Origin of the sequence: Halomonas sp. EF61 (genome assembly GCF_040147045.1) — a bacterium.
GTDB classification, from domain to species: domain Bacteria; phylum Pseudomonadota; class Gammaproteobacteria; order Pseudomonadales; family Halomonadaceae; genus Halomonas; species Halomonas litopenaei.
In genome coordinates this window covers 741,366-761,436 of sequence record NZ_JAMSHM010000001.1, presented here as the reverse complement: position 1 = coordinate 761,436, position 20,071 = coordinate 741,366, and the positions used below count along the sequence as shown (strand labels likewise).

Here is a 20,071-nt window from a genome sequence, read left to right as displayed (position 1 = left end):
ATAAGAGTAAGGTCGAGCCGCCAAGCGCGAGTCTCGGGTTTACCTGAAGGACCCTTCAACCGAGGGCTTATCATGCCTAGAAGAAGAGTTGCGGCCAAGCGCGAGATTCTGCCGGATCCCAAGTTCGGATCCGAGCGTCTGGCCAAGTTCATGAACCACCTGATGATCAGCGGCAAGAAGTCCGTAGCTGAGCGTATCGTCTATGGTGCGCTGGACAGGGTTGCCGAGCGTTCCAATGAAGAGCCGCTGGAAATCTTCGACAAGGCGCTGGAAACCATCCAGCCCATGGTCGAGGTGAAGTCTCGCCGCGTCGGCGGTGCGACCTATCAGGTGCCGGTCGAAGTCCGTCCGTCCCGCCGCCAGGCGCTTGCCATGCGCTGGCTGGTGGACGCCGCTCGCCGTCGTGGCGAGAAGACCATGGTGCAGCGTCTGGCTGGCGAAATGCTGGATGCAGCCGAAGGCAAGGGTTCGGCAGTCAAGAAGCGTGAAGACGTGCATCGCATGGCAGAAGCCAACAAGGCCTTCTCTCACTACCGCTTCTAAAGCGCATCGCCAACCAACGGGAGTTACATCGTGGCTCGCAAGACTCCGCTTAAGCGTTACCGCAATATCGGTATCGTGGCCCACGTCGACGCCGGTAAGACGACTACTACCGAGCGTGTCCTGTTCTACACCGGTCTGTCCCACAAGGTCGGTGAGGTCCATGAGGGCGCCGCCACCATGGACTGGATGGAGCAGGAGCAGGAGCGTGGTATCACCATCACCTCCGCGGCGACCACCTGCTTCTGGCAGGGCATGAACAAGCAGTTCGATGAGCACCGCATCAACATCATCGACACCCCTGGACACGTTGACTTCACCATCGAAGTCGAACGTTCCCTGCGTGTGCTTGACGGTGCCGTCGTCGTGCTGTGTGGCTCCTCCGGTGTGCAGCCGCAGACCGAGACCGTCTGGCGCCAGGCCAACAAGTACGAAGTTCCGCGCATGGTGTTCGTCAACAAGATGGACCGCAGCGGCGCTGACTTCTTCATGGTCGTCAACCAGCTGAAGGATCGTCTCGGCGCCAACGTCGTGCCGATCCAGATCAACTGGGGCTCCGAGGACGAGTTCAAGGGCGTCATCGACCTCATCCAGATGAAGGCCATCCTGTGGGATGAAGACAACTTCGGGATGAACTACGACCTCGTCGATATCCCGGCGGAGCTCCAGGAGACCGCCGAAGAGTATCGCGAGCAGATGGTCGAGGCCGCCGCCGAGGCGTCCGAAGAGCTGATGGACAAGTACCTCGAAGAGGGCGAGCTGACCAACGACGAGATCAAGGCTGGTCTGCGTCGTCGTACCCTCGACAACGAGATCGTGCTGGTCACCTGTGGCTCTGCGTTCAAGAACAAGGGCGTTCAGGCCGTTCTCGATGGCGTCATCGAGTACATGCCGTCACCCACCGAGGTCAAGGCGATCGAAGGTGAGCTCGACGACAAGGACGGCACCATCGCGACCCGTGAGGCCGATGACAGTGCGCCTTTCGCCGCGCTGGCGTTCAAGATCGCGACCGACCCCTTCGTTGGCACCCTGACCTTCATCCGCGTCTACTCCGGCGTGCTGAAGTCAGGCGACAGCGTCTACAACTCCGTCAAGCAGAAGAAGGAGCGCGTCGGTCGTATCGTCCAGATGCACTCCAACTCGCGCGAGGAGATCAAGGAAGTTCTGGCCGGCGACATCGCCGCCTGTATCGGCCTGAAGGACGTGACCACCGGTGATACCCTGTGCGACCTGAACGACAAGATCGTTCTCGAGCGCATGGAGTTTCCGGATCCGGTTATCTCCGTGGCCGTGGAGCCGAAGTCCAAGGCTGACCAGGAAAAGATGGGTATTGCACTGGGCAAGCTGGCCCAGGAAGATCCGTCCTTCCAGGTCAAGACCGACGAAGAGACTGGCCAGACCATCATCTCCGGCATGGGCGAGCTTCACCTCGACATCATCGTTGACCGCATGCGTCGCGAGTTCAAGGTCGAGGCGAACATCGGCAAGCCGCAGGTGGCCTACCGTGAGACGATTCGTCAGAGCGTCGAGCAGGAAGGCAAGTTCGTTCGTCAGTCCGGTGGTCGCGGTCAGTACGGTCACGTACACCTGCGCATCGAGCCGTTGACGGCCGAAGACAAGGGCGACGACGAAGAGATGCACTTCAAGTTCGCTTCCGAGATCGTCGGCGGCGTGGTTCCGAAGGAATACGTGCCGGCCGTCGAGAAAGGGGCCTATGAGCAGCTCCAGAACGGTGTCATCGCGGGCTACCCGATGATCGACGTCAAGGTAACGCTGTTCGACGGTTCCTACCACGACGTGGACTCCAACGAGACCGCGTTCAAGGTCGCCTCTTCCATGGCGATCAAGCAAGGCGCTCCCAAGGCCAAGGCAGTTCTGCTCGAGCCGGTGATGAAGGTCGAGGTCGTGACCCCTGAAGAATTCATGGGTGACGTCATGGGCGACCTGAACCGCCGCCGGGGCCTGGTCCAGGGTATGGATGACTCTTCCTCCGGCAAGGTCATTCGCGCCACCGTGCCGCTGGCTGAGATGTTCGGTTACGCAACCGACCTGCGCTCTCAGACCCAGGGCCGCGCAAGCTACACCATGGAGTTTGCGGACTACGAAGAGGCGCCGTCCAGCGTCGTTGAAGCCGTCATCAACCAGAACGGTTAACCGTTAGCTAACGAAAGAGGTCATAGCAGTGGCTAAGGAAAAATTCGAACGTTCCAAACCGCACGTCAACGTCGGCACCATCGGTCACGTCGACCACGGCAAGACTACCCTGACGGCGGCCCTGACTCGCGTTTCTGCCGAGGTGTTCGGCGGTGACTGGCGTGAGTTCGACACCATCGACAATGCTCCGGAAGAGCGTGAGCGTGGTATCACCATCGCCACCTCTCACGTCGAGTATCAGTCCGAGGAGCGTCACTACGCTCACGTCGACTGCCCGGGACACGCTGACTACGTCAAGAACATGATCACCGGTGCTGCCCAGATGGACGGCGCTATCCTGGTCTGTTCCGCTGCTGACGGCCCCATGCCGCAGACTCGCGAGCACATCCTGCTGTCTCGTCAGGTTGGCGTTCCGTTCATCGTCGTGTTCCTGAACAAGGCCGACATGGTCGACGACGAAGAGCTGCTCGAGCTGGTCGAGATGGAAGTTCGTGAACTTCTGTCCGAGTACGACTTCCCGGGCGACGACACTCCGATCATCACCGGCTCTGCCCTGATGGCTCTGGAAGGCAAGGACGACAACGGCATGGGTACTACCGCCGTTGCCAACCTGATCAAGGCTCTGGATGCTTACATCCCCGAGCCGGAGCGTGCTGTCGACCAGCCGTTCCTGATGCCGATCGAAGACGTGTTCTCCATCTCTGGTCGCGGTACCGTTGTGACCGGTCGTGTCGAGCGCGGCATCGTCAAGCCGGGCGAAGAGATCGAGATCGTTGGTATCAAGGACACCACCAAGACTACCGTTACCGGTGTCGAGATGTTCCGTAAGCTGCTCGACGAAGGTCGTGCTGGCGAGAACGTCGGTGCCCTGCTGCGTGGTACCAAGCGTGACGAAGTCGAGCGTGGTCAGGTTCTGGCCAAGCCGGGCACCATCACTCCGCACACCCAGTTCGAGGCGGAAGTGTACGTGCTGAGCAAGGACGAGGGTGGTCGTCACACTCCGTTCTTCAAGGGCTACCGTCCGCAGTTCTACTTCCGTACCACCGACATCACCGGTACCTGTGAACTGCCGGAAGGCGTCGAGATGGTCATGCCGGGCGACAACGTCCAGATGGTCGTCAACCTGATCGCTCCGATCGCCATGGACGAAGGTCTGCGCTTCGCCATCCGCGAAGGCGGCCGTACCGTCGGCGCTGGCGTCGTGGCCAAGATCCTGGTCTAAATCAGACCGGTGATCACCGAAGGGGGCTCCGCAAGGAGCCCCCTTTTCTGCGCATCGTCATTGAGGGTTTGACTCTCGATGGCGCGGCGCATATAATGCGCATCCTTTGAATGCGTGGGTTGACGGCTCGCGCCGTCAAGTTCCATTGGAGTTAGGGCAAATGCAGAACCAGAAGATTCGCATTCGGTTGAAGGCTTTCGACCATCGCCTGATCGACCAGTCCGCCGCGGAGATTGTTGAAACCGCCAAGCGTACCGGCGCCCAGGTTCGTGGTCCGATTCCTCTGCCGACCAATCGCGAGCGTTACACCGTGCTGGTTTCCCCGCACGTGAACAAGGACGCCCGTGATCAGTACGAGATTCGTACCCACAAGCGTGTGCTCGACATCGTCGAGCCGACCGAGAAGACCGTTGATGCCCTGATGAAGCTCGACCTCGCCGCTGGCGTGGACGTGCAAATCAAGCTCGACTGATATCACTAGACACTCGCGGCCCAGCGTCCCTCTCATCCAGTAGAGGTTCAGCAGCCGCCACGCCGGGATGGCGTTACACAACGTGCTAGTGGAATGCTCTGGAAAGGGCAGCCATAGCGGGTGATAGCCCCGTACACTAAAGGAGACTAAGCATGACTATCGGTTTGGTCGGTAGGAAGGCCGGCATGACCCGTGTCTTCACCGAAGACGGCGCGTCTGTGCCCGTAACCGTTATCGAGGTTGATCCCAACCGCGTGACCTGCGTGAAGTCTGTCGAATCCGACGGCTACGCCGCGGTCCAGGTGACAACCGGCTCCCGCAAAGCCAAGCATCTGTCCAAGGCCCAAGCTGGCCTGTACGCCAAGGCAGGTGTCGAGGCTGGTCGTTCCCTGATGGAGTTCCGCCTGAGCGAAGGCGACGAAGCTCCGGAAGTGGGCGGCGAACTCACCGTATCCCTCTTCGAAGCTGGTCAAAGCGTTGACGTGACCGGCACCTCCAAGGGTAAGGGCTTCCAAGGCGCAGTGAAGCGCTGGAACTTCCGTACCCAGGACAACAGCCACGGTAACTCTCTGTCCCACCGTGCTCCGGGTTCCATCGGCATGTGCCAGACCCCGGGCCGCGTGTTCAAGGGCAAGAAGATGGCCGGCCAGATGGGCAACGCACGTTGCACCGTTCAGAGCCTGGAAATCGTCCGTGTCGATGCCGAGCGCAACCTGCTGCTGATCAAAGGCGCCGTTCCTGGTGCTACCGGCAGTGATGTCATCGTGCGCAGCGCCGTCAAAGCTGGCTGAAGGGGAACTTTCCAATGAATCTGAATCTTGCAGGTGCAAGCGCCGGGACCGTTGAGCTGTCCGACGCTACCTTTGGCAAAGAATTCAACGAAGCGCTCGTGCACCAGGTCGTCACCGCCTATCTGGCTGGTGGTCGTCAGGGCACCCGCGCCCAGAAGAACCGCTCCGACGTCCGTGGCGGCGGCAAGAAGCCGTGGCGCCAGAAGGGCACCGGTCGCGCTCGCGCCGGTACCATTCGCTCGCCGATCTGGCGCAGCGGTGGTGTGACCTTCGCGGCCCGTCCGCAGGATCACTCCCAGAAGGTCAACCGCAAGATGTACCGTGCGGCCATGCGCTCGATTCTGTCCGAGCTGGTCCGTCAGGAGCGTCTTGTTGCCGTTGATGCCTTCTCTGTCGAGTCACCCAAAACCAAGCAGCTGGTCGCCAAGCTTTCCGACCTGGGCCTGGAGAAGGTGCTGATCGTCACCGAAGAAGTCGACGAGAACCTGTACCTGGCAGCCCGCAACATCCCCAACGTGGATGTGGTGGACGTCGCCGCCGCCGACCCGGTCAGCCTGGTCGCCTTCGACAAGGTCCTGGCTACCGTCTCCGCACTGCGCAAATTCGAGGAGAAGCTGGCATGAACCAGGAGCGTGTATTCAAGGTTCTGCTTGGTCCGCACGTGACCGAGAAGGCCGCCATGGCCGCCGAGCGTAACCAGTACGTGTTCAAGGTGGCGAGTGACGCAACCAAGCCCGAGATCAAGGCTGCCGTCCAGGAGCTGTTCGGCAAGAAGGTCGATCGCGTTTCTGTTCTGAACGTGAAGGGCAAGACCAAGCGCACCGCGCATGGTGTTGGTATGCGCAAGGGTTATCGCAAGGCGTACGTGACACTGGCCGCCGGCGAGACGCTTGAAGACTTCTCTGGCGCCGAGTAAAGGCAGGAGTACGGATCATGGCAATCGTCAAGACAAAACCCACATCCGCCGGTCGTCGCCACGTCGTCAAGATTGTTGGTGAGGAACTGTACAAGGGCCGCGCTTACGCGCCGTTGCTCGAGAAGCAGTCCAAGTCCGGTGGTCGTAACAACCAGGGTCGCATCACCACTCGCCACGTCGGCGGTGGTCATCGCAACCACTATCGGATCATCGACTTCAAGCGCACCAAGGATGGCGTTCCGGCCATCGTCGAGCGCCTGGAGCATGACCCGAACCGTAGCGCCCACATCGCGCTGCTGAAGTACATCGACGGTGAGCGTCGCTACATCATCGCCCCCAAGGGCGTGAGTGCCGGTGATCGCCTCGAGTCCGGCGTCAATGCGCCGATCAAGAAGGGCAACGCACTGCCGCTGCGCAACATCCCGCTGGGTTCCACGGTGCACTGCATCGAACTGAAGCCTGGCAAGGGTGCTCAGATCGCACGCAGCGCCGGTACCAGCGCCCAGCTGGTGGCTCGTGAAGGCAACTACGCCACCCTGCGTCTGCGCTCCGGCGAGATGCGCAAGGTGCTGGCCGAGTGCCGCGCGACCCTGGGTGAGGTGAGCAATTCCGAGCACAGCCTGCGTCAACTTGGCAAGGCCGGTGCAAAGCGCTGGAGAGGTGTGCGCCCGACTGTTCGCGGTGTCGCGATGAACCCGGTGGATCACCCGCACGGTGGTGGTGAAGGCCGCACCAGCGGTGGTCGTCATCCGGTGTCCCCGTGGGGTATGCCCACCAAGGGCCACAAGACCCGCAAGAACAAGCGCACCGACAAGCTGATCGTCCGCCGCCGCAAGGCTCGCGGTTAAGATCCCACGCCAAGACATTAAGAGGTAACGGCTGTGCCACGTTCACTGAAGAAAGGTCCTTTTGTAGACCTTCATCTGCTGAAAAAGGTTGAGACTGCAGCGGAAAAGAACGATCGCAAACCGATCAAGACCTGGTCGCGTCGTTCAATGGTCCTGCCCAACATGGTCGGGCTCACCATTGCAGTCCATAACGGTCGCCAACACGTCCCGGTGCACGTCTCCGAGGAAATGGTTGGCCACAAGCTGGGCGAATTCGCTGCTACCCGCACCTATCGCGGCCATGCGGCGGATAAGAAAGCCAAACGGTAAGCCAGAGAGGATTAAGAGATGGAAGTCACAGCAAAGCTGCGTGGCGCCAGTTTATCCGCCCAGAAGGCCCGTTTGGTGGCTGATCAGGTGCGCGGTAAGCCTGTCGCCGAAGCAATCGACCTGCTGACCTTCTCACCGAAGAAGGCGGCCAAGCTGGTCAAGAAGGTGCTGCAGTCCGCCATCGCGAATGCGGAAGAAAACAACGGCATGGACATCGACGAGCTGCGCGTCTCGACCATCTGTGTCGATGAGGGTACGACGCTCAAGCGCATCCGTCCGCGCGCCAAAGGCCGTGCGGATCGCATTTTGAAGCGCACTTGCCACATCACCGTCAAGGTAGCCGAGAAGTAGGAGTCGACCAGATGGGTCAGAAAGTCAATCCGACAGGCATCCGACTGGGTATCGTCAAAGACCATACCTCTGTCTGGTACGCCGAGCGCGGCGCCTATGCCGATAAGCTCAACAACGACCTCGCGGTGCGTAGCTTCCTGGAAGAGCGTCTGAAAAACGCCTCCGTTAGCAAGATCACCATCGAGCGTCCCGCGAACAACGCGCGCATCACCATTCACACTGCCCGTCCGGGTATCGTGATTGGCAAGAAGGGCGAAGATGTCGATCGCCTGCGTCGCGACGTTACCGAGATGATGGGCGTGCCTGTTCACGTCAACATCGAGGAAGTTCGCAAGCCCGAGCTGGATGCTCAGCTCGTCGCACAGAACATTGCCGGCCAGCTCGAGCGCCGTGTGATGTTCCGTCGCGCCATGAAGCGCGCTGTCCAGAACGCCATGCGTCTGGGCGCTGGCGGCATCAAGGTGCAGCTCTCCGGTCGCCTCGGCGGCGCGGAAATTGCCCGCACCGAGTGGTACCGCGAAGGTCGTGTTCCGCTGCATACCCTGCGTGCGGACATCGATTACGCCACCTACGAAGCCAAGACCACCTACGGCATCATCGGTGTCAAGGTCTGGGTCTTCAAGGGTGAAATCCTCGGGGGCATCGAGGAGGTCCGCGCCAAGGCGAAGCAGAGCCAGGCAGCGCCCTCCAAGAAGAAAGGTTCCAGGTAAGGGGAGAGCGATTCGATGTTACAACCCAAGCGTACAAAATTCCGTAAGGTGCAGAAGGGCCGCAACCGTGGCCTGGCGCATCGCGGAAGCAAAGTGAGCTTCGGCGAGTTCGGCCTCAAGGCCACCGGCCGCGGTCGTGTCACCGCCCGTCAGATCGAAGCTGGCCGTCGTGCCATCACCCGTCACGTCAAGCGTGGCGGCAAGATCTGGATCCGTGTCTTCCCGGACAAGCCGATTTCCAAGAAGCCCCTGGAAGTCCGGATGGGTAAAGGTAAGGGCTCCGTCGAGTACTGGGTCGCACAGATCCAGCCCGGTCGTGTCCTTTACGAGATCGAAGGCGTTTCCGAGGAACTGGCCCGCGAAGCTTTCGCACTGGCCGCCCAGAAATTCCCGGTCTCCACCACCTTTGTGAAACGGACGGTGATGTGATGAAAGCCCAGGAAATTCGTGAAAAGTCCGCCGAGCAGCTCAACGAGCAGCTCCTCGAACTCCTCCGCGAGCAGTTCAACCTGCGCATGCAGAAGGCCACCGGCCAGCTGAGCCAGACTCATCTGCTCAAGCAGGTTCGTCGGGATATCGCCCGCGTGAAGACTGTGCTCAACGAGAAGGCAGGTGTCTGAGATGGCCGAAGAGAAAAAAGCCCGTACGCTCACCGGCAAGGTGGTGAGCGACAAGATGGACAAGTCCATCGTTGTAATGATCGAGCGTCGTGAGCGCCACCCGATCTACGGCAAATACGTTAAGCGCTCCACCAAGCTGCACGCCCACGACGAGACCAACCAGGCCAAGGCCGGTGACACGGTATCCATCCAGGAATGCCGTCCGCTGTCCAAGAAGAAGGCCTGGACCCTGGTCGAGGTTGTCGAACAGGCCAAGGGTTAAGGCCACGGCCTTAACCTCGTGCAGTCAGTTTAGGTTTGGAGAAAACCGATGATTCAGACTCAGACAATGCTGGATGTCGCCGACAACAGCGGAGCGCGCCGGGTGCAGTGCATCAAGGTGCTGGGTGGTTCACACCGCCGCTACGCTCGCGTTGGTGACGTCATCAAGGTCACGGTGAAGGAAGCTATTCCGCGCGGCAAGGTCAAGAAAGGCCAGGTGCTGAAGGCGGTAGTTGTCCGGACCCGCAGTGGCGTCCGTCGCAGCGACGGTTCGCTGATTCGCTTCGATGGAAATGCGGCCGTCTTGTTGAACAACACCAACGAGCAGCCGATCGGTACCCGTATCTTCGGGCCGGTGACGCGTGAACTTCGCAACGAGAAGTTCATGAAGATCATTTCCTTAGCGCCTGAAGTGCTGTAAGGGAGCGAGGCGACATGCAAAAGATCAAACGTGATGATGAAGTGATCGTCATCGCCGGCAAGGACAAGGGTAAGCGCGGTACCGTGAAGCGCGTCCTCAAGGACGAGCGGTTCGTGGTAGCGGGTGTGAACATGATCAAGCGTCACACCAAGCCGAACCCCATGGCCGGCAATCAGGGCGGTATCGTCGAGCGCGAGGCTCCGATTCACGCGTCCAACGTAGCCATCTTCAATCAGGAGACCGGTAAGGCGGATCGCGTCGGCTTCCAGATCAAGGAAGACGGTACCAAGGTACGTATCTACAAGTCGACGCAAGCGCAGATCGACGCCTAACGCGAGTCGGGTAGCAAAATGGCGAACTTGAAAGAACGTTATCAAAACGAGGTGGTGGCTCAACTGAAAGAGCAGTTCAGCTACGCCAACGTTATGCAGGTACCCCGGATCACCAAGGTGACTCTGAACATGGGTATCGGCGAAGCGACCAGCGATAAAAAGCTGATCGACGCTGCCGTCGGCGACCTGGAGAAGCTCTCCGGTCAGAAGCCGATGGTGACCAAGGCACGTAAGTCCATCGCGGGCTTCAAGGTGCGTGAAGGCTGGCCGATCGGCGTGAAGGTCACACTGCGCAGTGAGCGCATGTGGGACTTCCTCGATCGCCTGGTGAATATCGCGATCCCCCGCGTTCGTGACTTCCGTGGTCTCAACCCGAAGTCCTTCGACGGTCGTGGCAACTACAGCATGGGGGTGCGTGAGCAGATCATCTTCCCGGAGATCGAGTATGATAAGATCGACCGGATTCGTGGTCTGGATGTCACCATCACCACCACTGCCAACACCGATGACGAAGGTCGTGCGCTCTTGAGTGCACTGAACTTCCCGTTCAAGAAATAGGGGTGGGATCATGGCAAAGAAGAGCATGATTGAGCGTGAACTGAAGCGCACGCAACTGGTTGAGAAGTATGCTGCCAAGCGTGCTGAGCTCAAGGCGATCATCCAGGACGTGAACAGCTCCGATGAGGAGCGCTTCGATGCGCAGCTGAAGTTGCAGTCGCTGCCGCGTGACTCCAGCCCCGTGCGTCAGCGTAACCGCTGCCGCGTGACTGGCCGTCCGCACGGCTACTACAACAAGTTCGGCCTTGGCCGTAACAAGCTGCGTGAAGCCGCCATGCGTGGCGACGTGCCCGGACTGAAGAAGTCCAGCTGGTAACGCCACGTAGAATCATCAGGAGCGCAAGTTAAATGAGCATGCAAGACACTCTGGCGGATATGTTTACCCGTATCCGCAATGCGCAGCAGGCCACCAAGGAGACGGTCACCATGCCGTCCTCCAAGATCAAGGTTGAAGTGGCCCGCGTGCTGAAAGAAGAGGGTTACATCACTGACTTCGCCGTGAGCGAATCAGCCAAGCCCGAGCTGACCGTCAGCCTCAAGTACTTCGAAGGCAAGCCGGTCATCGAGCATCTGCAGCGGGTTTCCAAGCCGTCCCTGCGTAGTTACAAGGGCAAGGATGCGCTGCCGAAGGTCGCCGATGGCCTGGGTGTCGCGATCGTCACCACCTCCAAGGGTGTGATGACCGATCGTGCCGCGCGTCAGGCTGGTGTCGGCGGCGAAGTCCTCTGCACCGTATTCTAGGAGTTTGGAATGTCCCGCGTAGCCAAATATCCGGTTAAAGTGCCCGCTGGCGTCGAGGTCAAGATCGACGGCGCCACGCTGACCGCCAAAGGCGGTCAGGGCACCCTCTCCATGCCCGTTCACGACGATGTCGTGGTCGCGCAGGAAGATGGCCAGCTGACCTTCCAGCCGAGCAAATCTGCTAAGAGCTGGGCCATGGTCGGCACCACCCGTGCCCTGGTTCAGAACCTGGTCACCGGCGTGTCCGAGGGCTTTACCAAGTCTCTCGAAATCATCGGCGTCGGTTATCGCGCTCAAGCGAAAGGCCAGACGCTCAACCTGACACTGGGCTTCTCTCACCCGGTCGACTATCAACTGCCTGAAGGTGTCACGGCGGAAACGCCGAAGAACACCGTCATCGTGCTGAAGAGCGCGGACAAGCAGAAGCTCGGCCAGGTCGCAGCGGAAATCCGCGCTTTCCGTCCGCCTGAACCCTACAAGGGCAAGGGTGTGCGTTACGCGGATGAGCAGGTCCGCCGTAAAGAAGCCAAGAAGAAGTAAGGCAGGGTTATGAACGCGAAGAAAGAATCTCGTCTCCGTCGTGCCCGCCGCGCTCGCGCGAAGATCCGCGAGCTGGGCGTGTCTCGCCTGTGCGTCAATCGTACCCCCCGTCACATCTACGCGCAGATTATCTCGCCGGATGGTGGCAAGGTCCTGGCCAGCGCTTCCACGCTGGACAAGAGCCTGCGCGAGGGTTCGACCGGCAATGCAGACGCCGCAGCCAAAGTTGGTGCGCTGATCGCTGAACGCGCCAAGGAAGCGGGCATCACCCAGGTGGCCTTCGACCGCGCTGGCTTCAAGTACCACGGTCGTGTGAAGGCCCTGGCCGACGCCGCACGTGAAGGCGGCCTGGAATTCTAAAGGGTTTTACGATGGCGAAGAACGAACAGCAAAACGGCGATCTGCAGGAAAAGCTCGTGCAGGTCAACCGTGTCGCCAAGGTGGTCAAGGGTGGCCGTATTTTCGGCTTCACCGCTCTGACTGTCGTGGGCGACGGTAACGGTCGCGTCGGCTTCGGTCGTGGCAAGGCACGTGAAGTGCCGGTCGCGATTCAGAAGGCGATGGACCAGGCGCGCCGCAACATGATCAAGGTGAACCTGGTCGGCGGTACCCTCCAGTATCCGGTCAAGGCACGTCATGGCGCCTCCAAGGTGTACATGCAGCCGGCCTCTGACGGTACTGGTATCATCGCCGGCGGCGCCATGCGCTCCGTGCTGGAATTGGCCGGCGTGCACAACGTCCTGGCCAAGTGCTATGGCTCCACCAATCCGGTGAACGTGGTCCGCGCGACCGTGAATGGCCTGGCTTCCATGCAGTCGCCGGAAGACGTGGCCGCCAAGCGCGGTCTCTCAGTCGAAGCGATCACGGGGTAATACACCATGGCAGCTACGATCAAGGTTACCCAGACCCGCAGCACCATCGGCACGTTGGCCAAGCACAAGGCCACCATGAAGGGCCTCGGCCTGCGCCGCATCGGTCACACGGTTGAACTGGAAGACACCCCTGCCGTTCGCGGCATGATCCACAAGGTCAACTACCTTGTGCGTGTTGAGGGAGAGTAATCCATGAAACTTAACAGCCTGAGCCCGGCACCGGGCTCCAAGCACGCTGAAAAGCGCGTCGGTCGTGGCATCGGTTCCGGTCTGGGCAAGACCGGCGGCCGTGGCCACAAGGGCCAGAAGTCGCGCAGCGGTGGCAGCGTGAAGCCCGGCTTCGAGGGCGGTCAGATGCCCCTGCAGCGTCGTCTGCCGAAGTTTGGTTTCACCTCCGCCAAGTCTTTGGTTTCCGAGGAAGTCCGCCTGGCCGAGCTGGCCAAGGTCGCGGGTGACGAAGTCACCCTGGAAAGCCTCAAGGAAGCCAATGTGCTGAAGGATTCCACGCAGCATGCGAAGGTGATCCTTTCCGGCGATCTGAACAAGGCGGTCACCGTTCGCGGTCTGCGGGTCACCAAGGGTGCCCGCGCAGCGATCGAAGCCGCCGGTGGCAAGGTAGAGGACTAAATGGCCAAGTCAGGAAACATGCCGGCGATGGGCAGCGGTCTGAGTGAACTGTGGGCGCGTCTGCGCTTCGTGCTCCTCGCCATCGTGGTCTACCGTATCGGTGCCCACATACCCGTTCCCGGTATCAATCCTGACCAGCTTGCTGCCTTGTTCAGGGAGCAGCAGGGCACCATCCTGGGCATGTTCAACATGTTCTCGGGCGGTGCCCTGGAGCGCATGAGTATCCTCGCCCTCGGCATCATGCCGTACATCTCGGCGTCGATCATCATGCAGCTCCTGACCGCCGTCTCGCCCCACCTCGAGCAGTTGAAGAAGGAGGGCGAGAGCGGCCGCCGCAAGATCAGCCAGTACACGCGCTACGGCACGGTGGTGCTGGCCCTGGTTCAGGCCACCGGCATGTCCGTGGGTCTGGCCAGCCAAGGCATTGCCTATACGGCCGATCTCAGCTTCTATTTCACCGCGATCATCACCTTCGTGAGTGGCGCGGTGTTCTTGATGTGGCTGGGTGAGCAGATCACCGAGAAGGGCATCGGCAACGGCATTTCGCTGCTGATCTTCGCGGGTATCGTCGCCGGCCTGCCCGGAGCTGTGGCTCAAGCCTTCGAGCTTGCCCGCAACGAGGGCGCGTGGAATGTGTTGCCGCTGTTGGCGCTTAGCCTTCTGGGTATCGCCACCGTGGCGTTCGTCGTGTTCATCGAACGCGGCCAGCGCCGGATCACGGTGAACTACCCGCGCCGCCAGGTAGGCAACAAGATGTATGCAGGGCAGAGCAGCTACCTGCCGCTCAAGGTCAACATGGCGGGTGTCATTCCGGCCATCTTTGCCTCGAGCATCCTGTTGTTCCCCGCCTCCCTCGGTCAGTGGGTAGGTGCGGGCGACGGCATGGAATGGTTGCAGCGCGCGTCCCAGGCGTTGGCCCCAGGTCAGCCCCTTTATATCTTGCTTTTCGCGGCGGCGGTGGTATTCTTCTGCTTCTTTTACACAGCGCTGGTCTTCAACCCCAAGGATGTGGCCGACAACCTCAAGAAGTCGGGTGCCTTCCTGCCGGGGATTCGTCCTGGCGAGCAGACCGCTCGTTATGTCGACAAGGTCATGACTCGTCTGACCCTGTTCGGCGCTCTCTACATCACTGCGGTTTCCCTGATGCCCCAGTTCCTGATCGTAGCGTGGAACGTGCCGTTCTTCTTTGGCGGTACCTCGCTGCTGATCGTGGTCGTGGTCATCATGGACTTCATGGCCCAGGTGCAGTCGCACCTCATGTCGCACCAGTATGAGTCGGTGATGAAGAAGTCCAACCTGAAAGGCTACGGTAGCGGCGGCATCATGCGCTAAGGCGCCGCAGGCCGATTTGGCACGCCGCAAGCCGATTTTGGAGAGAACGATGAAAGTTCGAGCTTCCGTGAAGAAAATGTGCCGCAATTGCAAGATCATTCGTCGCAATGGCGCTGTTCGCGTCATCTGCACCGAGCCGCGGCACAAGCAGCGCCAGGGTTAATCCTGGCCTGAATTGAACCGGGTGCTGGCATACCCCTTGCCCTAATGACGGGAAGGGGGTATGCTATTGCGCCTTTTGTAGTTGATTAACCGAGCAAGCCGCTCAAACTTCGGAGTAAGCTGATGGCCCGTATTGCAGGCGTCAATATCCCGGACAACAAGCATGCGGCGATCTCGCTGACCTACATCTTCGGGATTGGCCGTACTCGCGCACAGGAAATCTGTGAAGCGACCGGCATCGCGCCGACCACCAAGATCCAGGATCTGTCATCTGAAGAGATCGACAGCCTGCGTAGTGAAGTCGGCAAGTATACCGTTGAAGGCGACCTTCGTCGTGATGTGACGCTGAACATCAAGCGTCTCATGGACTTGGGTTGCTACCGTGGTCTGCGTCATCGTCGTGGTCTTCCGATGCGCGGTCAGCGCACCAAGACCAACGCGCGTACCCGTAAGGGACCGCGTAAGCCGATCCGCAAATAACACGCACGTTCTGGCGTAAAGACAGGAATTGACATCAACATGGCTAACCCGCGTAGCAACCGTAAAAAGGTTAAAAAGCAGGTAGTGGATGCCGTTGCGCATATCCATGCCTCTTTTAACAACACGATCATTACGATCACAGACCGCCAGGGCAACGCTCTTTCCTGGGCGACAGCCGGTGGTTCGGGTTTTCGTGGTTCTCGCAAGAGCACCCCGTTCGCTGCTCAAGTGGCAAGCGAGCGTGCAGCAACTGCTGCAGCCGAGTATGGTGTGAAAAACGTCGACGTGCTGGTCAAGGGCCCCGGTCCTGGCCGTGAATCCGCCGTGCGTGCACTCAACGCCGCCGGCTTCCGCGTGCAAAGCATCACCGACGCGACGCCCATTCCCCACAATGGCTGCCGTCCGCCGAAGAAACGCCGCGTTTAAGGAGACAGATTCATGGCTCGTTACATTGGACCGAAGTGCAAACTGTCTCGCCGGGAAGGTACCGACCTCTTCCTCAAGAGCGGTGTCACTCCCTTCGAGAAAAAGTGCAAATCCGAACAGATTCCGGGTGTGCACGGCCAGCGCCGTCAGCGTCTTTCCGACTACGGCTTGCAGCTTCGCGAGAAGCAGAAAGTACGTCGCATGTACGGCGTACTCGAAAAGCAGTTCCGCAACTACTACAAGGAAGCCGCCCGCCTGAAGGGTGCGACCGGTGAGTTGTTGCTGCAGCTGCTTGAGTCCCGACTGGACAACGTCGTCTACCGCATGGGCTTTGGCGCCACTCGCTCCGAGGCTCGTCAGCTGGTAAGCCATAAGGCGATTGCCGTCAACGGCAAGACCGTCAACGTGGCCTCCTACCAGGTCAAGCCCGGCGACGTGGTATCCGTTCGTGAAAAGGCCAAGCAACAGGCGCGTATCCAGAACGCCCTGAGCATCGCCGCCAACCGTGGCGACGTGGCCTGGATCGAACTCGACGCCAAGAAGATGGAAGGCACCTTCAAGGCCCTGCCTGAGCGCGGTGACCTGACTGCCGACATCAACGAGCAACTGATCGTCGAGCTGTACTCGAAGTAAGCGGTCCGTCCGCGCCGCCCTCCTCCGGGAGGGCGGCGGTTATTACCGAGTATTCGTTTGGCAGCCTGAAAGGTGTTCATATGCAGCGTTCAGTGACAGAGTTTCTCCGTCCTCGCGACATCAAGGTCGAAGAGATCAGCGCACACCACGCAAAGATCGTGCTCGAGCCGTTCGAGCGTGGCTTCGGCCACACGTTGGGCAATGCTCTGCGTCGTATCCTGCTCTCGTCCATGCCCGGCTGCGCCGTGGTGGAGACCGAGATCGCTGGTGTCGACCATGAGTACAGCGCGATCGAGGGTGTCCAGGAAGATGTCATCGAAATCCTCCTGAACCTCAAGGACGTGGCGATCAAGATGCACAGCCGCGACGAGGCGATGCTCTCGCTGAACAAGCAGGGCCCGGCCGTCGTCACCGCTGGTGACATCGCCGTCGATCACGACGTCGAAGTGGTCAACCCCGAGCACGTCATCGCCCACGTCAATGAAGGCGCCGAGCTCAAGATGCAGCTGAAGGTGGCCCGTGGTCGCGGCTATGAGCCTGCGGATGTCCGCAGCGAAGCCGACGACGAGACACGCGCCATCGGCCGTCTGCAGCTGGATGCGACCTTCAGCCCCGTGCGCCGCGTTTCCTACAGCGTCGAAGCCGCCCGCGTCGAACAGCGCACCGACCTCGACAAGCTGATCATCAACCTGGAAACCGACGGCACCCTGGATCCGGAAGAGGCGATCCGTCGCAGCGCGACCATCCTGCAAGAGCAGCTGGCAGCGTTCGTCGACCTGGAAGCCGACAAGGAACAGGAAGTGGTCGAGGAAGAGGATCATATCGATCCCATCCTGCTGCGCCCCGTAGACGATCTCGAGTTGACCGTTCGTAGCGCCAACTGCCTGAAAGCCGAGAATATCTACTACATCGGCGATCTGATTCAGCGCACCGAGGTGGAGCTGTTGAAGACCCCGAACCTCGGCAAGAAGTCCTTGAACGAGATCAAGGACGTGTTGGCTGCTCGTGGTCTGTCCCTTGGCATGCGGCTTGAAAATTGGCCGCCGGCTAGCCTGAAGGACGACAAGGCCACCGCCTAAGCGTCGGCTCGAGTCCCAGTTTGGTAAGGAATCACAACCATGCGTCATCGTAAGAGTGGTCGTCACCTCAATCGTACCAGCTCGCACCGCCAGGCCATGTTTCGCAACATGAGCGTGTCGCTGGTCGAGCACGAAGTGATCAAGACAACCCTTCCCAAGGCCAAGGAGCTGCGTCGTCATATCGAGCCGCTCATCACCCTGGCCAAGGAAGACAGCGTCGCCAACCGGCGTCTGGCCTTCAGCCGTACCCGCTCGAAGGAAGCGGTCGGCAAGCTCTTCAATGAGCTGGGTCCGCGTTACGTCGAGCGTCCGGGCGGTTACGTCCGTATTCTCAAGTGCGGTTTCCGCACCGGCGATAACGCCCCCATGGCCTACGTCGAGCTGGTCGATCGCCCCGTCGTTGAAGAAGAGGCCGTCGGCGAGGAGTAATCCTTTCGACAGCGCTTCGACACGACGCGAAACCGACACCTCCGGGTGTCGGTTTTTTTGTGTCTGCGTTTTGTCTGCGGGGCCTCCACTCTTCATCCTGAACAGTGACTGCCAAGGGGGCGGTGTGTCTACGCCTTCAAGTGTGTCGGCACCGTTGGCATGGAGGCGGGTGGAGATGGGCGCGGATACTACTGCTTGGAGATATCTTCCACACCGATTTCGTAGGTCTGCTGGGTGCGGCCGATATGGGCGTCCAGCAGCGAGCGCAGGGCTGCGGTATCGCTGACCTGGACGGCGTCGACGATCTCGGTGTGCTCCTTGAGCGATAGCCGGGTATGGTCCGGGCGGGTGGCCAGGTGGGTGCGCAGTGCGGCGATCTTGCCGGCGTACTGTTCGTAGGAGCTCTTCAGGTAGGCGTTGCCACAATGGTTGAAGAAGGCCATGTGGAAAACCGAATCCAGGTCCAGGTAGTCGGTGATGCGCCCGGAGCCGTGGGCTACCTGCATCTGGCTTTCGACCTGCCGAAGTTCCTGGTAGAGCCCTGGCTGGTCGAACTCGATCGCCAGCTCAAGCGCGGCCGGCTCCAGGGTGCGGCGGAAGGTACAGATGTTGCCGACCTCGCGAGCGCTGAGGGTGAAGACCTGGGCGCCCGACTGCGGCTTGATGATCACCAGGCCCTCGTGCTTGAGTCGGGTCAAGGCTTCGCGGACCGGGGTCTTGGAGACGTTCAACAGCGCCGATATGCCGCGTTCGGAGATGGCTTCGCCCAGGGCCAACTCGCCCCGTATGATCATGTTGCGCACGTGATCGGTGACCAGGGCGCCGAGGGAAGGGGGGCGTTCAAAGTCCTGCATCTCGATCCTTTGGACTGGCGGTGTGAGGCCTGAGGCGGGCCATGGGAACTTGCCACAGGGTAGCACAGTCGACTGGAATACCAGATGCCCGCAGCATAAGGGAAACCTGGCCCGAAGCCAGGACCGGTCCTTCACCCCGAGCGGCAGTTCCTGGCAGTGCGTATGAGTCCGATGTGCATGCCCTGTGTCAGTAGGGCCGTATCAGTAGGGCCGCGCGTGTTCGTGAAGGAAGTCCCTGTCGATGGTAAAGCCGAGACCCTCGCCTGTGGGGACGCGTACCCAGCCATCGCTCTGAGTGACCGGTGTGGTGACCAGGTCGGAGCGGAAGGGATGGCTCGAGGTGTCGTACTCAAAGATCGGGCCGCTGGCCGATAGAGTGGGATTGACCAGTGGCGTCGCCGCGATGGCATGCAGTGAGGCGTACTGGCCGATGGCAGTCCCCCACACATGCGGATTCACCTGGACGCCGTTGGCGAGCGCCAGGGTGGTGATATGCGCCATGGCGGTCAGACCGCCGGCCATGGCCACATCGGGCTGCGCAATATCGATGCAGCGCCCGGCCAGCAGGTCACGGAAACCGTAGAGGGTGAATTCCGCCTCACCACCGGCAAGAGGAATCAGTGTCTTCTGTTTCAACAGGCGGTAGCCTTCCTTGTCATCTGGATTGACCGGCTCCTCGAACCAGCGTAGGCCGAAGTCCTTGAGACCTTCTGCCAGCAGCGCCGCCTCGCTGGTGGTGTAGGCGTGGTTGGCGTCGATCATCAGTTCGATGTCATCGCCCAGGGCGTCGCGTATATCGGTCATGACCTTGATGTCGTTGGCCACACCGAAGCCCAGCTTGATCTTCATGCTGGCAAAGCCCGCGTCACGGTGGCGGCAAGCTTCCTCGACCAGGCCGTCGGTATCGGCGCCAAGCTCAGTGCGAAAGAAGCCGGTGGCGTAGGCGGGGAGGCGCTCTCGAAAACCGCCGCCAAGCAGCTCAAAAACCGGGCGCTGGGTGGCCTTGCCCTTGAGATCCCAGAGCGCGATATCGAGGGCGCTGATGGCTGCGATCACTACCCCCTTGCGCCCGTAATCTCGGGTGTGGTTGTAGAGCTCGTGCCAGATGACCTCGCTATCGAACACCGAGCGGCCGACGACCAACGGCGTGATCACGTGCTTGAGGACCGCAGCGGCCAGCTCGGGTTCCAGCAGCCCAGCGCAAAGCGCCTCGCCCCAGCCACTCTGGCCATCCTGAGTTACCACCTCGACCAGCGTCGCGGAGCGCCGGGTGACCCATTGCTGGGAGAAGGCGAAGGGGCGGGGCAGCTCGGACGCCATGGTGTAGACATTGATGCGCTCGATGATCATCGATGGGCTCCAGTGGGGCAGAAGGTATTGGGGGCTGAGCG

General features: G+C 60.5%; 33 protein-coding genes. 31 read left to right on the top strand and 2 right to left on the bottom strand.

What is annotated here, in order from left to right; all coding sequences use genetic code 11:
• Positions 1 to 72 precede the first annotated feature (72 nt).
• The 31 genes from rpsG to rplQ all read left to right on the top strand — a co-directional run bounded on the left by rpsG (position 73) and on the right by rplQ (position 17,826).
• Positions 73 to 543 carry a 30S ribosomal protein S7 gene (gene rpsG / locus NFI08_RS03335; RefSeq protein WP_023007554.1) on the top strand — a complete coding sequence of 157 codons (471 nt, stop codon included), beginning with the start codon at positions 73 to 75 and terminating at the stop codon, positions 541 to 543.
• A gap of 30 nt (positions 544 to 573) precedes the next feature.
• On the top strand, positions 574 to 2,694 hold the full coding sequence (fusA, locus tag NFI08_RS03330; RefSeq protein WP_045990864.1) for an elongation factor G: 2,121 nt from the start codon (positions 574 to 576) through the stop codon (positions 2,692 to 2,694).
• Positions 2,695 to 2,722: 28 nt separating this feature from the next.
• Positions 2,723 to 3,916, top strand: a complete 1,194-nt coding sequence (tuf, locus tag NFI08_RS03325) for an elongation factor Tu (RefSeq protein ID WP_045990863.1) — start codon at positions 2,723 to 2,725, stop codon at positions 3,914 to 3,916.
• Positions 3,917 to 4,076: 160 nt separating this feature from the next.
• Positions 4,077 to 4,388 (top strand): 30S ribosomal protein S10, encoded by a 312-nt coding sequence (gene rpsJ / locus NFI08_RS03320; RefSeq protein WP_045990862.1) that lies wholly within the window; start codon positions 4,077 to 4,079, stop codon positions 4,386 to 4,388.
• 152 nt (positions 4,389 to 4,540) lie between these two features.
• Positions 4,541 to 5,179 (top strand): 50S ribosomal protein L3, encoded by a 639-nt coding sequence (rplC, locus tag NFI08_RS03315; protein WP_045990861.1) that lies wholly within the window; start codon positions 4,541 to 4,543, stop codon positions 5,177 to 5,179.
• Between the two features lie 14 nt (positions 5,180 to 5,193).
• Positions 5,194 to 5,802, top strand: coding sequence for a 50S ribosomal protein L4 (rplD, locus tag NFI08_RS03310; RefSeq protein ID WP_045990860.1), 609 nt, complete (start codon positions 5,194 to 5,196; stop codon positions 5,800 to 5,802).
• Positions 5,799 to 6,095, top strand: a complete 297-nt coding sequence (gene rplW, locus NFI08_RS03305) for a 50S ribosomal protein L23 (RefSeq protein ID WP_045990859.1) — start codon at positions 5,799 to 5,801, stop codon at positions 6,093 to 6,095. The genes rplD and rplW overlap by 4 nt, the downstream gene beginning before the upstream one ends.
• A gap of 17 nt (positions 6,096 to 6,112) precedes the next feature.
• Positions 6,113 to 6,943 carry a 50S ribosomal protein L2 gene (gene rplB, locus NFI08_RS03300; RefSeq protein WP_108133879.1) on the top strand — a complete coding sequence of 277 codons (831 nt, stop codon included), beginning with the start codon at positions 6,113 to 6,115 and terminating at the stop codon, positions 6,941 to 6,943.
• A gap of 33 nt (positions 6,944 to 6,976) precedes the next feature.
• On the top strand, positions 6,977 to 7,252 hold the full coding sequence (gene rpsS, locus NFI08_RS03295) for a 30S ribosomal protein S19 (protein WP_045990857.1): 276 nt from the start codon (positions 6,977 to 6,979) through the stop codon (positions 7,250 to 7,252).
• An 18-nt stretch (positions 7,253 to 7,270) separates the two neighbouring features.
• Positions 7,271 to 7,603 carry a 50S ribosomal protein L22 gene (rplV, locus tag NFI08_RS03290; RefSeq protein ID WP_045990856.1) on the top strand — a complete coding sequence of 111 codons (333 nt, stop codon included), beginning with the start codon at positions 7,271 to 7,273 and terminating at the stop codon, positions 7,601 to 7,603.
• Positions 7,604 to 7,614: 11 nt separating this feature from the next.
• The gene (gene rpsC, locus NFI08_RS03285) at positions 7,615 to 8,313 is read left to right on the top strand and encodes a 30S ribosomal protein S3 (protein WP_045990855.1); all 699 of its coding nucleotides are present in this window, start codon (positions 7,615 to 7,617) and stop codon (positions 8,311 to 8,313) included.
• Positions 8,314 to 8,328: 15 nt separating this feature from the next.
• Positions 8,329 to 8,742, top strand: a complete 414-nt coding sequence (gene rplP, locus NFI08_RS03280; protein WP_045990854.1) for a 50S ribosomal protein L16 — start codon at positions 8,329 to 8,331, stop codon at positions 8,740 to 8,742.
• On the top strand, positions 8,742 to 8,933 hold the full coding sequence (gene rpmC / locus NFI08_RS03275) for a 50S ribosomal protein L29 (protein WP_045990853.1): 192 nt from the start codon (positions 8,742 to 8,744) through the stop codon (positions 8,931 to 8,933). Before rplP ends, rpmC begins: the two co-directional genes overlap by 1 nt.
• A 1-nt stretch (position 8,934) precedes the next feature.
• Entirely contained in the window at positions 8,935 to 9,195 is a 261-nt protein-coding gene (gene rpsQ, locus NFI08_RS03270; RefSeq protein WP_045990852.1) for a 30S ribosomal protein S17, read from the top strand.
• Between the two features lie 48 nt (positions 9,196 to 9,243).
• Positions 9,244 to 9,615, top strand: coding sequence for a 50S ribosomal protein L14 (gene rplN, locus NFI08_RS03265; RefSeq protein ID WP_009723896.1), 372 nt, complete (start codon positions 9,244 to 9,246; stop codon positions 9,613 to 9,615).
• 14 nt (positions 9,616 to 9,629) lie between these two features.
• Positions 9,630 to 9,947 (top strand): 50S ribosomal protein L24, encoded by a 318-nt coding sequence (rplX, locus tag NFI08_RS03260; RefSeq protein ID WP_045990851.1) that lies wholly within the window; start codon positions 9,630 to 9,632, stop codon positions 9,945 to 9,947.
• A gap of 18 nt (positions 9,948 to 9,965) precedes the next feature.
• Entirely contained in the window at positions 9,966 to 10,505 is a 540-nt protein-coding gene (gene rplE / locus NFI08_RS03255) for a 50S ribosomal protein L5 (RefSeq protein ID WP_045990850.1), read from the top strand.
• Positions 10,506 to 10,515: 10 nt separating this feature from the next.
• A complete protein-coding gene (gene rpsN / locus NFI08_RS03250; RefSeq protein ID WP_045990849.1) occupies positions 10,516 to 10,821 on the top strand; it encodes a 30S ribosomal protein S14 in 306 nt (101 codons plus the stop codon).
• Positions 10,822 to 10,853: 32 nt separating this feature from the next.
• Positions 10,854 to 11,246 carry a 30S ribosomal protein S8 gene (gene rpsH, locus NFI08_RS03245; protein WP_045990848.1) on the top strand — a complete coding sequence of 131 codons (393 nt, stop codon included), beginning with the start codon at positions 10,854 to 10,856 and terminating at the stop codon, positions 11,244 to 11,246.
• A 9-nt stretch (positions 11,247 to 11,255) separates the two neighbouring features.
• Entirely contained in the window at positions 11,256 to 11,786 is a 531-nt protein-coding gene (gene rplF / locus NFI08_RS03240) for a 50S ribosomal protein L6 (RefSeq protein WP_045990847.1), read from the top strand.
• A gap of 9 nt (positions 11,787 to 11,795) precedes the next feature.
• Positions 11,796 to 12,146 carry a 50S ribosomal protein L18 gene (gene rplR / locus NFI08_RS03235; protein ID WP_045990846.1) on the top strand — a complete coding sequence of 117 codons (351 nt, stop codon included), beginning with the start codon at positions 11,796 to 11,798 and terminating at the stop codon, positions 12,144 to 12,146.
• Between the two features lie 11 nt (positions 12,147 to 12,157).
• The gene (rpsE, locus tag NFI08_RS03230; protein WP_045990845.1) at positions 12,158 to 12,658 is read left to right on the top strand and encodes a 30S ribosomal protein S5; all 501 of its coding nucleotides are present in this window, start codon (positions 12,158 to 12,160) and stop codon (positions 12,656 to 12,658) included.
• A gap of 6 nt (positions 12,659 to 12,664) precedes the next feature.
• A complete protein-coding gene (gene rpmD, locus NFI08_RS03225; RefSeq protein WP_045990844.1) occupies positions 12,665 to 12,847 on the top strand; it encodes a 50S ribosomal protein L30 in 183 nt (60 codons plus the stop codon).
• Between the two features lie 3 nt (positions 12,848 to 12,850).
• On the top strand, positions 12,851 to 13,285 hold the full coding sequence (gene rplO, locus NFI08_RS03220; protein WP_045990843.1) for a 50S ribosomal protein L15: 435 nt from the start codon (positions 12,851 to 12,853) through the stop codon (positions 13,283 to 13,285).
• Positions 13,286 to 14,617 carry a preprotein translocase subunit SecY gene (secY, locus tag NFI08_RS03215; RefSeq protein ID WP_045990842.1) on the top strand — a complete coding sequence of 444 codons (1,332 nt, stop codon included), beginning with the start codon at positions 13,286 to 13,288 and terminating at the stop codon, positions 14,615 to 14,617. It begins immediately after the preceding gene.
• Positions 14,618 to 14,666: 49 nt separating this feature from the next.
• The gene (rpmJ, locus tag NFI08_RS03210) at positions 14,667 to 14,780 is read left to right on the top strand and encodes a 50S ribosomal protein L36 (protein WP_031384759.1); all 114 of its coding nucleotides are present in this window, start codon (positions 14,667 to 14,669) and stop codon (positions 14,778 to 14,780) included.
• 122 nt (positions 14,781 to 14,902) lie between these two features.
• The gene (gene rpsM, locus NFI08_RS03205) at positions 14,903 to 15,259 is read left to right on the top strand and encodes a 30S ribosomal protein S13 (protein ID WP_045990841.1); all 357 of its coding nucleotides are present in this window, start codon (positions 14,903 to 14,905) and stop codon (positions 15,257 to 15,259) included.
• A 39-nt stretch (positions 15,260 to 15,298) separates the two neighbouring features.
• Complete coding sequence (gene rpsK, locus NFI08_RS03200; RefSeq protein WP_013331014.1) at positions 15,299 to 15,685, top strand: 30S ribosomal protein S11; 387 nt, start codon at positions 15,299 to 15,301, stop codon at positions 15,683 to 15,685.
• 12 nt (positions 15,686 to 15,697) lie between these two features.
• Positions 15,698 to 16,318: a 30S ribosomal protein S4 gene (gene rpsD / locus NFI08_RS03195; protein ID WP_045990840.1), complete on the top strand. Its 621-nt coding sequence runs from the start codon at positions 15,698 to 15,700 to the stop codon at positions 16,316 to 16,318.
• 80 nt (positions 16,319 to 16,398) lie between these two features.
• On the top strand, positions 16,399 to 17,397 hold the full coding sequence (locus tag NFI08_RS03190) for a DNA-directed RNA polymerase subunit alpha (RefSeq protein WP_108133880.1): 999 nt from the start codon (positions 16,399 to 16,401) through the stop codon (positions 17,395 to 17,397).
• A 39-nt stretch (positions 17,398 to 17,436) separates the two neighbouring features.
• Entirely contained in the window at positions 17,437 to 17,826 is a 390-nt protein-coding gene (rplQ, locus tag NFI08_RS03185; protein WP_045990838.1) for a 50S ribosomal protein L17, read from the top strand.
• A 188-nt stretch (positions 17,827 to 18,014) separates the two neighbouring features.
• Here rplQ and NFI08_RS03180 read toward each other — a convergent pair whose 3' ends face one another.
• Entirely contained in the window at positions 18,015 to 18,680 is a 666-nt protein-coding gene (locus NFI08_RS03180; RefSeq protein WP_108449172.1) for a GntR family transcriptional regulator, read from the bottom strand.
• 201 nt (positions 18,681 to 18,881) lie between these two features.
• Positions 18,882 to 20,030, bottom strand: a complete 1,149-nt coding sequence (locus NFI08_RS03175; RefSeq protein ID WP_349587185.1) for a mandelate racemase/muconate lactonizing enzyme family protein — start codon at positions 20,028 to 20,030, stop codon at positions 18,882 to 18,884.
• Positions 20,031 to 20,071: the final 41 nt, after the last annotated feature.

Coding starts and splice junctions, on each gene's coding strand:
- rpmD (WP_045990844.1), top strand. CDS start 12,665: ATGGCAGCTACGATCAAGGTTACCCAGACCCGCAGCACCATCGGCACG.
- rplC (WP_045990861.1), top strand. CDS start 4,541: ATGACTATCGGTTTGGTCGGTAGGAAGGCCGGCATGACCCGTGTCTTC.
- rpmJ (WP_031384759.1), top strand. CDS start 14,667: ATGAAAGTTCGAGCTTCCGTGAAGAAAATGTGCCGCAATTGCAAGATC.
- rplF (WP_045990847.1), top strand. CDS start 11,256: ATGTCCCGCGTAGCCAAATATCCGGTTAAAGTGCCCGCTGGCGTCGAG.
- rplD (WP_045990860.1), top strand. CDS start 5,194: ATGAATCTGAATCTTGCAGGTGCAAGCGCCGGGACCGTTGAGCTGTCC.
- rpsM (WP_045990841.1), top strand. CDS start 14,903: ATGGCCCGTATTGCAGGCGTCAATATCCCGGACAACAAGCATGCGGCG.
- rplN (WP_009723896.1), top strand. CDS start 9,244: ATGATTCAGACTCAGACAATGCTGGATGTCGCCGACAACAGCGGAGCG.
- rplW (WP_045990859.1), top strand. CDS start 5,799: ATGAACCAGGAGCGTGTATTCAAGGTTCTGCTTGGTCCGCACGTGACC.
- NFI08_RS03180 (WP_108449172.1), bottom strand. CDS start 18,680: ATGCAGGACTTTGAACGCCCCCCTTCCCTCGGCGCCCTGGTCACCGAT.
- rpsK (WP_013331014.1), top strand. CDS start 15,299: ATGGCTAACCCGCGTAGCAACCGTAAAAAGGTTAAAAAGCAGGTAGTG.
- secY (WP_045990842.1), top strand. CDS start 13,286: ATGGCCAAGTCAGGAAACATGCCGGCGATGGGCAGCGGTCTGAGTGAA.
- rplX (WP_045990851.1), top strand. CDS start 9,630: ATGCAAAAGATCAAACGTGATGATGAAGTGATCGTCATCGCCGGCAAG.
- NFI08_RS03175 (WP_349587185.1), bottom strand. CDS start 20,030: ATGATCATCGAGCGCATCAATGTCTACACCATGGCGTCCGAGCTGCCC.
- rplV (WP_045990856.1), top strand. CDS start 7,271: ATGGAAGTCACAGCAAAGCTGCGTGGCGCCAGTTTATCCGCCCAGAAG.
- rpsJ (WP_045990862.1), top strand. CDS start 4,077: ATGCAGAACCAGAAGATTCGCATTCGGTTGAAGGCTTTCGACCATCGC.
- rpsC (WP_045990855.1), top strand. CDS start 7,615: ATGGGTCAGAAAGTCAATCCGACAGGCATCCGACTGGGTATCGTCAAA.
- rplO (WP_045990843.1), top strand. CDS start 12,851: ATGAAACTTAACAGCCTGAGCCCGGCACCGGGCTCCAAGCACGCTGAA.
- rpsE (WP_045990845.1), top strand. CDS start 12,158: ATGGCGAAGAACGAACAGCAAAACGGCGATCTGCAGGAAAAGCTCGTG.
- rplP (WP_045990854.1), top strand. CDS start 8,329: ATGTTACAACCCAAGCGTACAAAATTCCGTAAGGTGCAGAAGGGCCGC.
- NFI08_RS03190 (WP_108133880.1), top strand. CDS start 16,399: ATGCAGCGTTCAGTGACAGAGTTTCTCCGTCCTCGCGACATCAAGGTC.
- rpsG (WP_023007554.1), top strand. CDS start 73: ATGCCTAGAAGAAGAGTTGCGGCCAAGCGCGAGATTCTGCCGGATCCC.
- rplE (WP_045990850.1), top strand. CDS start 9,966: ATGGCGAACTTGAAAGAACGTTATCAAAACGAGGTGGTGGCTCAACTG.
- rpsQ (WP_045990852.1), top strand. CDS start 8,935: ATGGCCGAAGAGAAAAAAGCCCGTACGCTCACCGGCAAGGTGGTGAGC.
- rpmC (WP_045990853.1), top strand. CDS start 8,742: ATGAAAGCCCAGGAAATTCGTGAAAAGTCCGCCGAGCAGCTCAACGAG.
- rpsH (WP_045990848.1), top strand. CDS start 10,854: ATGAGCATGCAAGACACTCTGGCGGATATGTTTACCCGTATCCGCAAT.
- rplB (WP_108133879.1), top strand. CDS start 6,113: ATGGCAATCGTCAAGACAAAACCCACATCCGCCGGTCGTCGCCACGTC.
- rpsD (WP_045990840.1), top strand. CDS start 15,698: ATGGCTCGTTACATTGGACCGAAGTGCAAACTGTCTCGCCGGGAAGGT.
- rplQ (WP_045990838.1), top strand. CDS start 17,437: ATGCGTCATCGTAAGAGTGGTCGTCACCTCAATCGTACCAGCTCGCAC.
- rplR (WP_045990846.1), top strand. CDS start 11,796: ATGAACGCGAAGAAAGAATCTCGTCTCCGTCGTGCCCGCCGCGCTCGC.
- rpsN (WP_045990849.1), top strand. CDS start 10,516: ATGGCAAAGAAGAGCATGATTGAGCGTGAACTGAAGCGCACGCAACTG.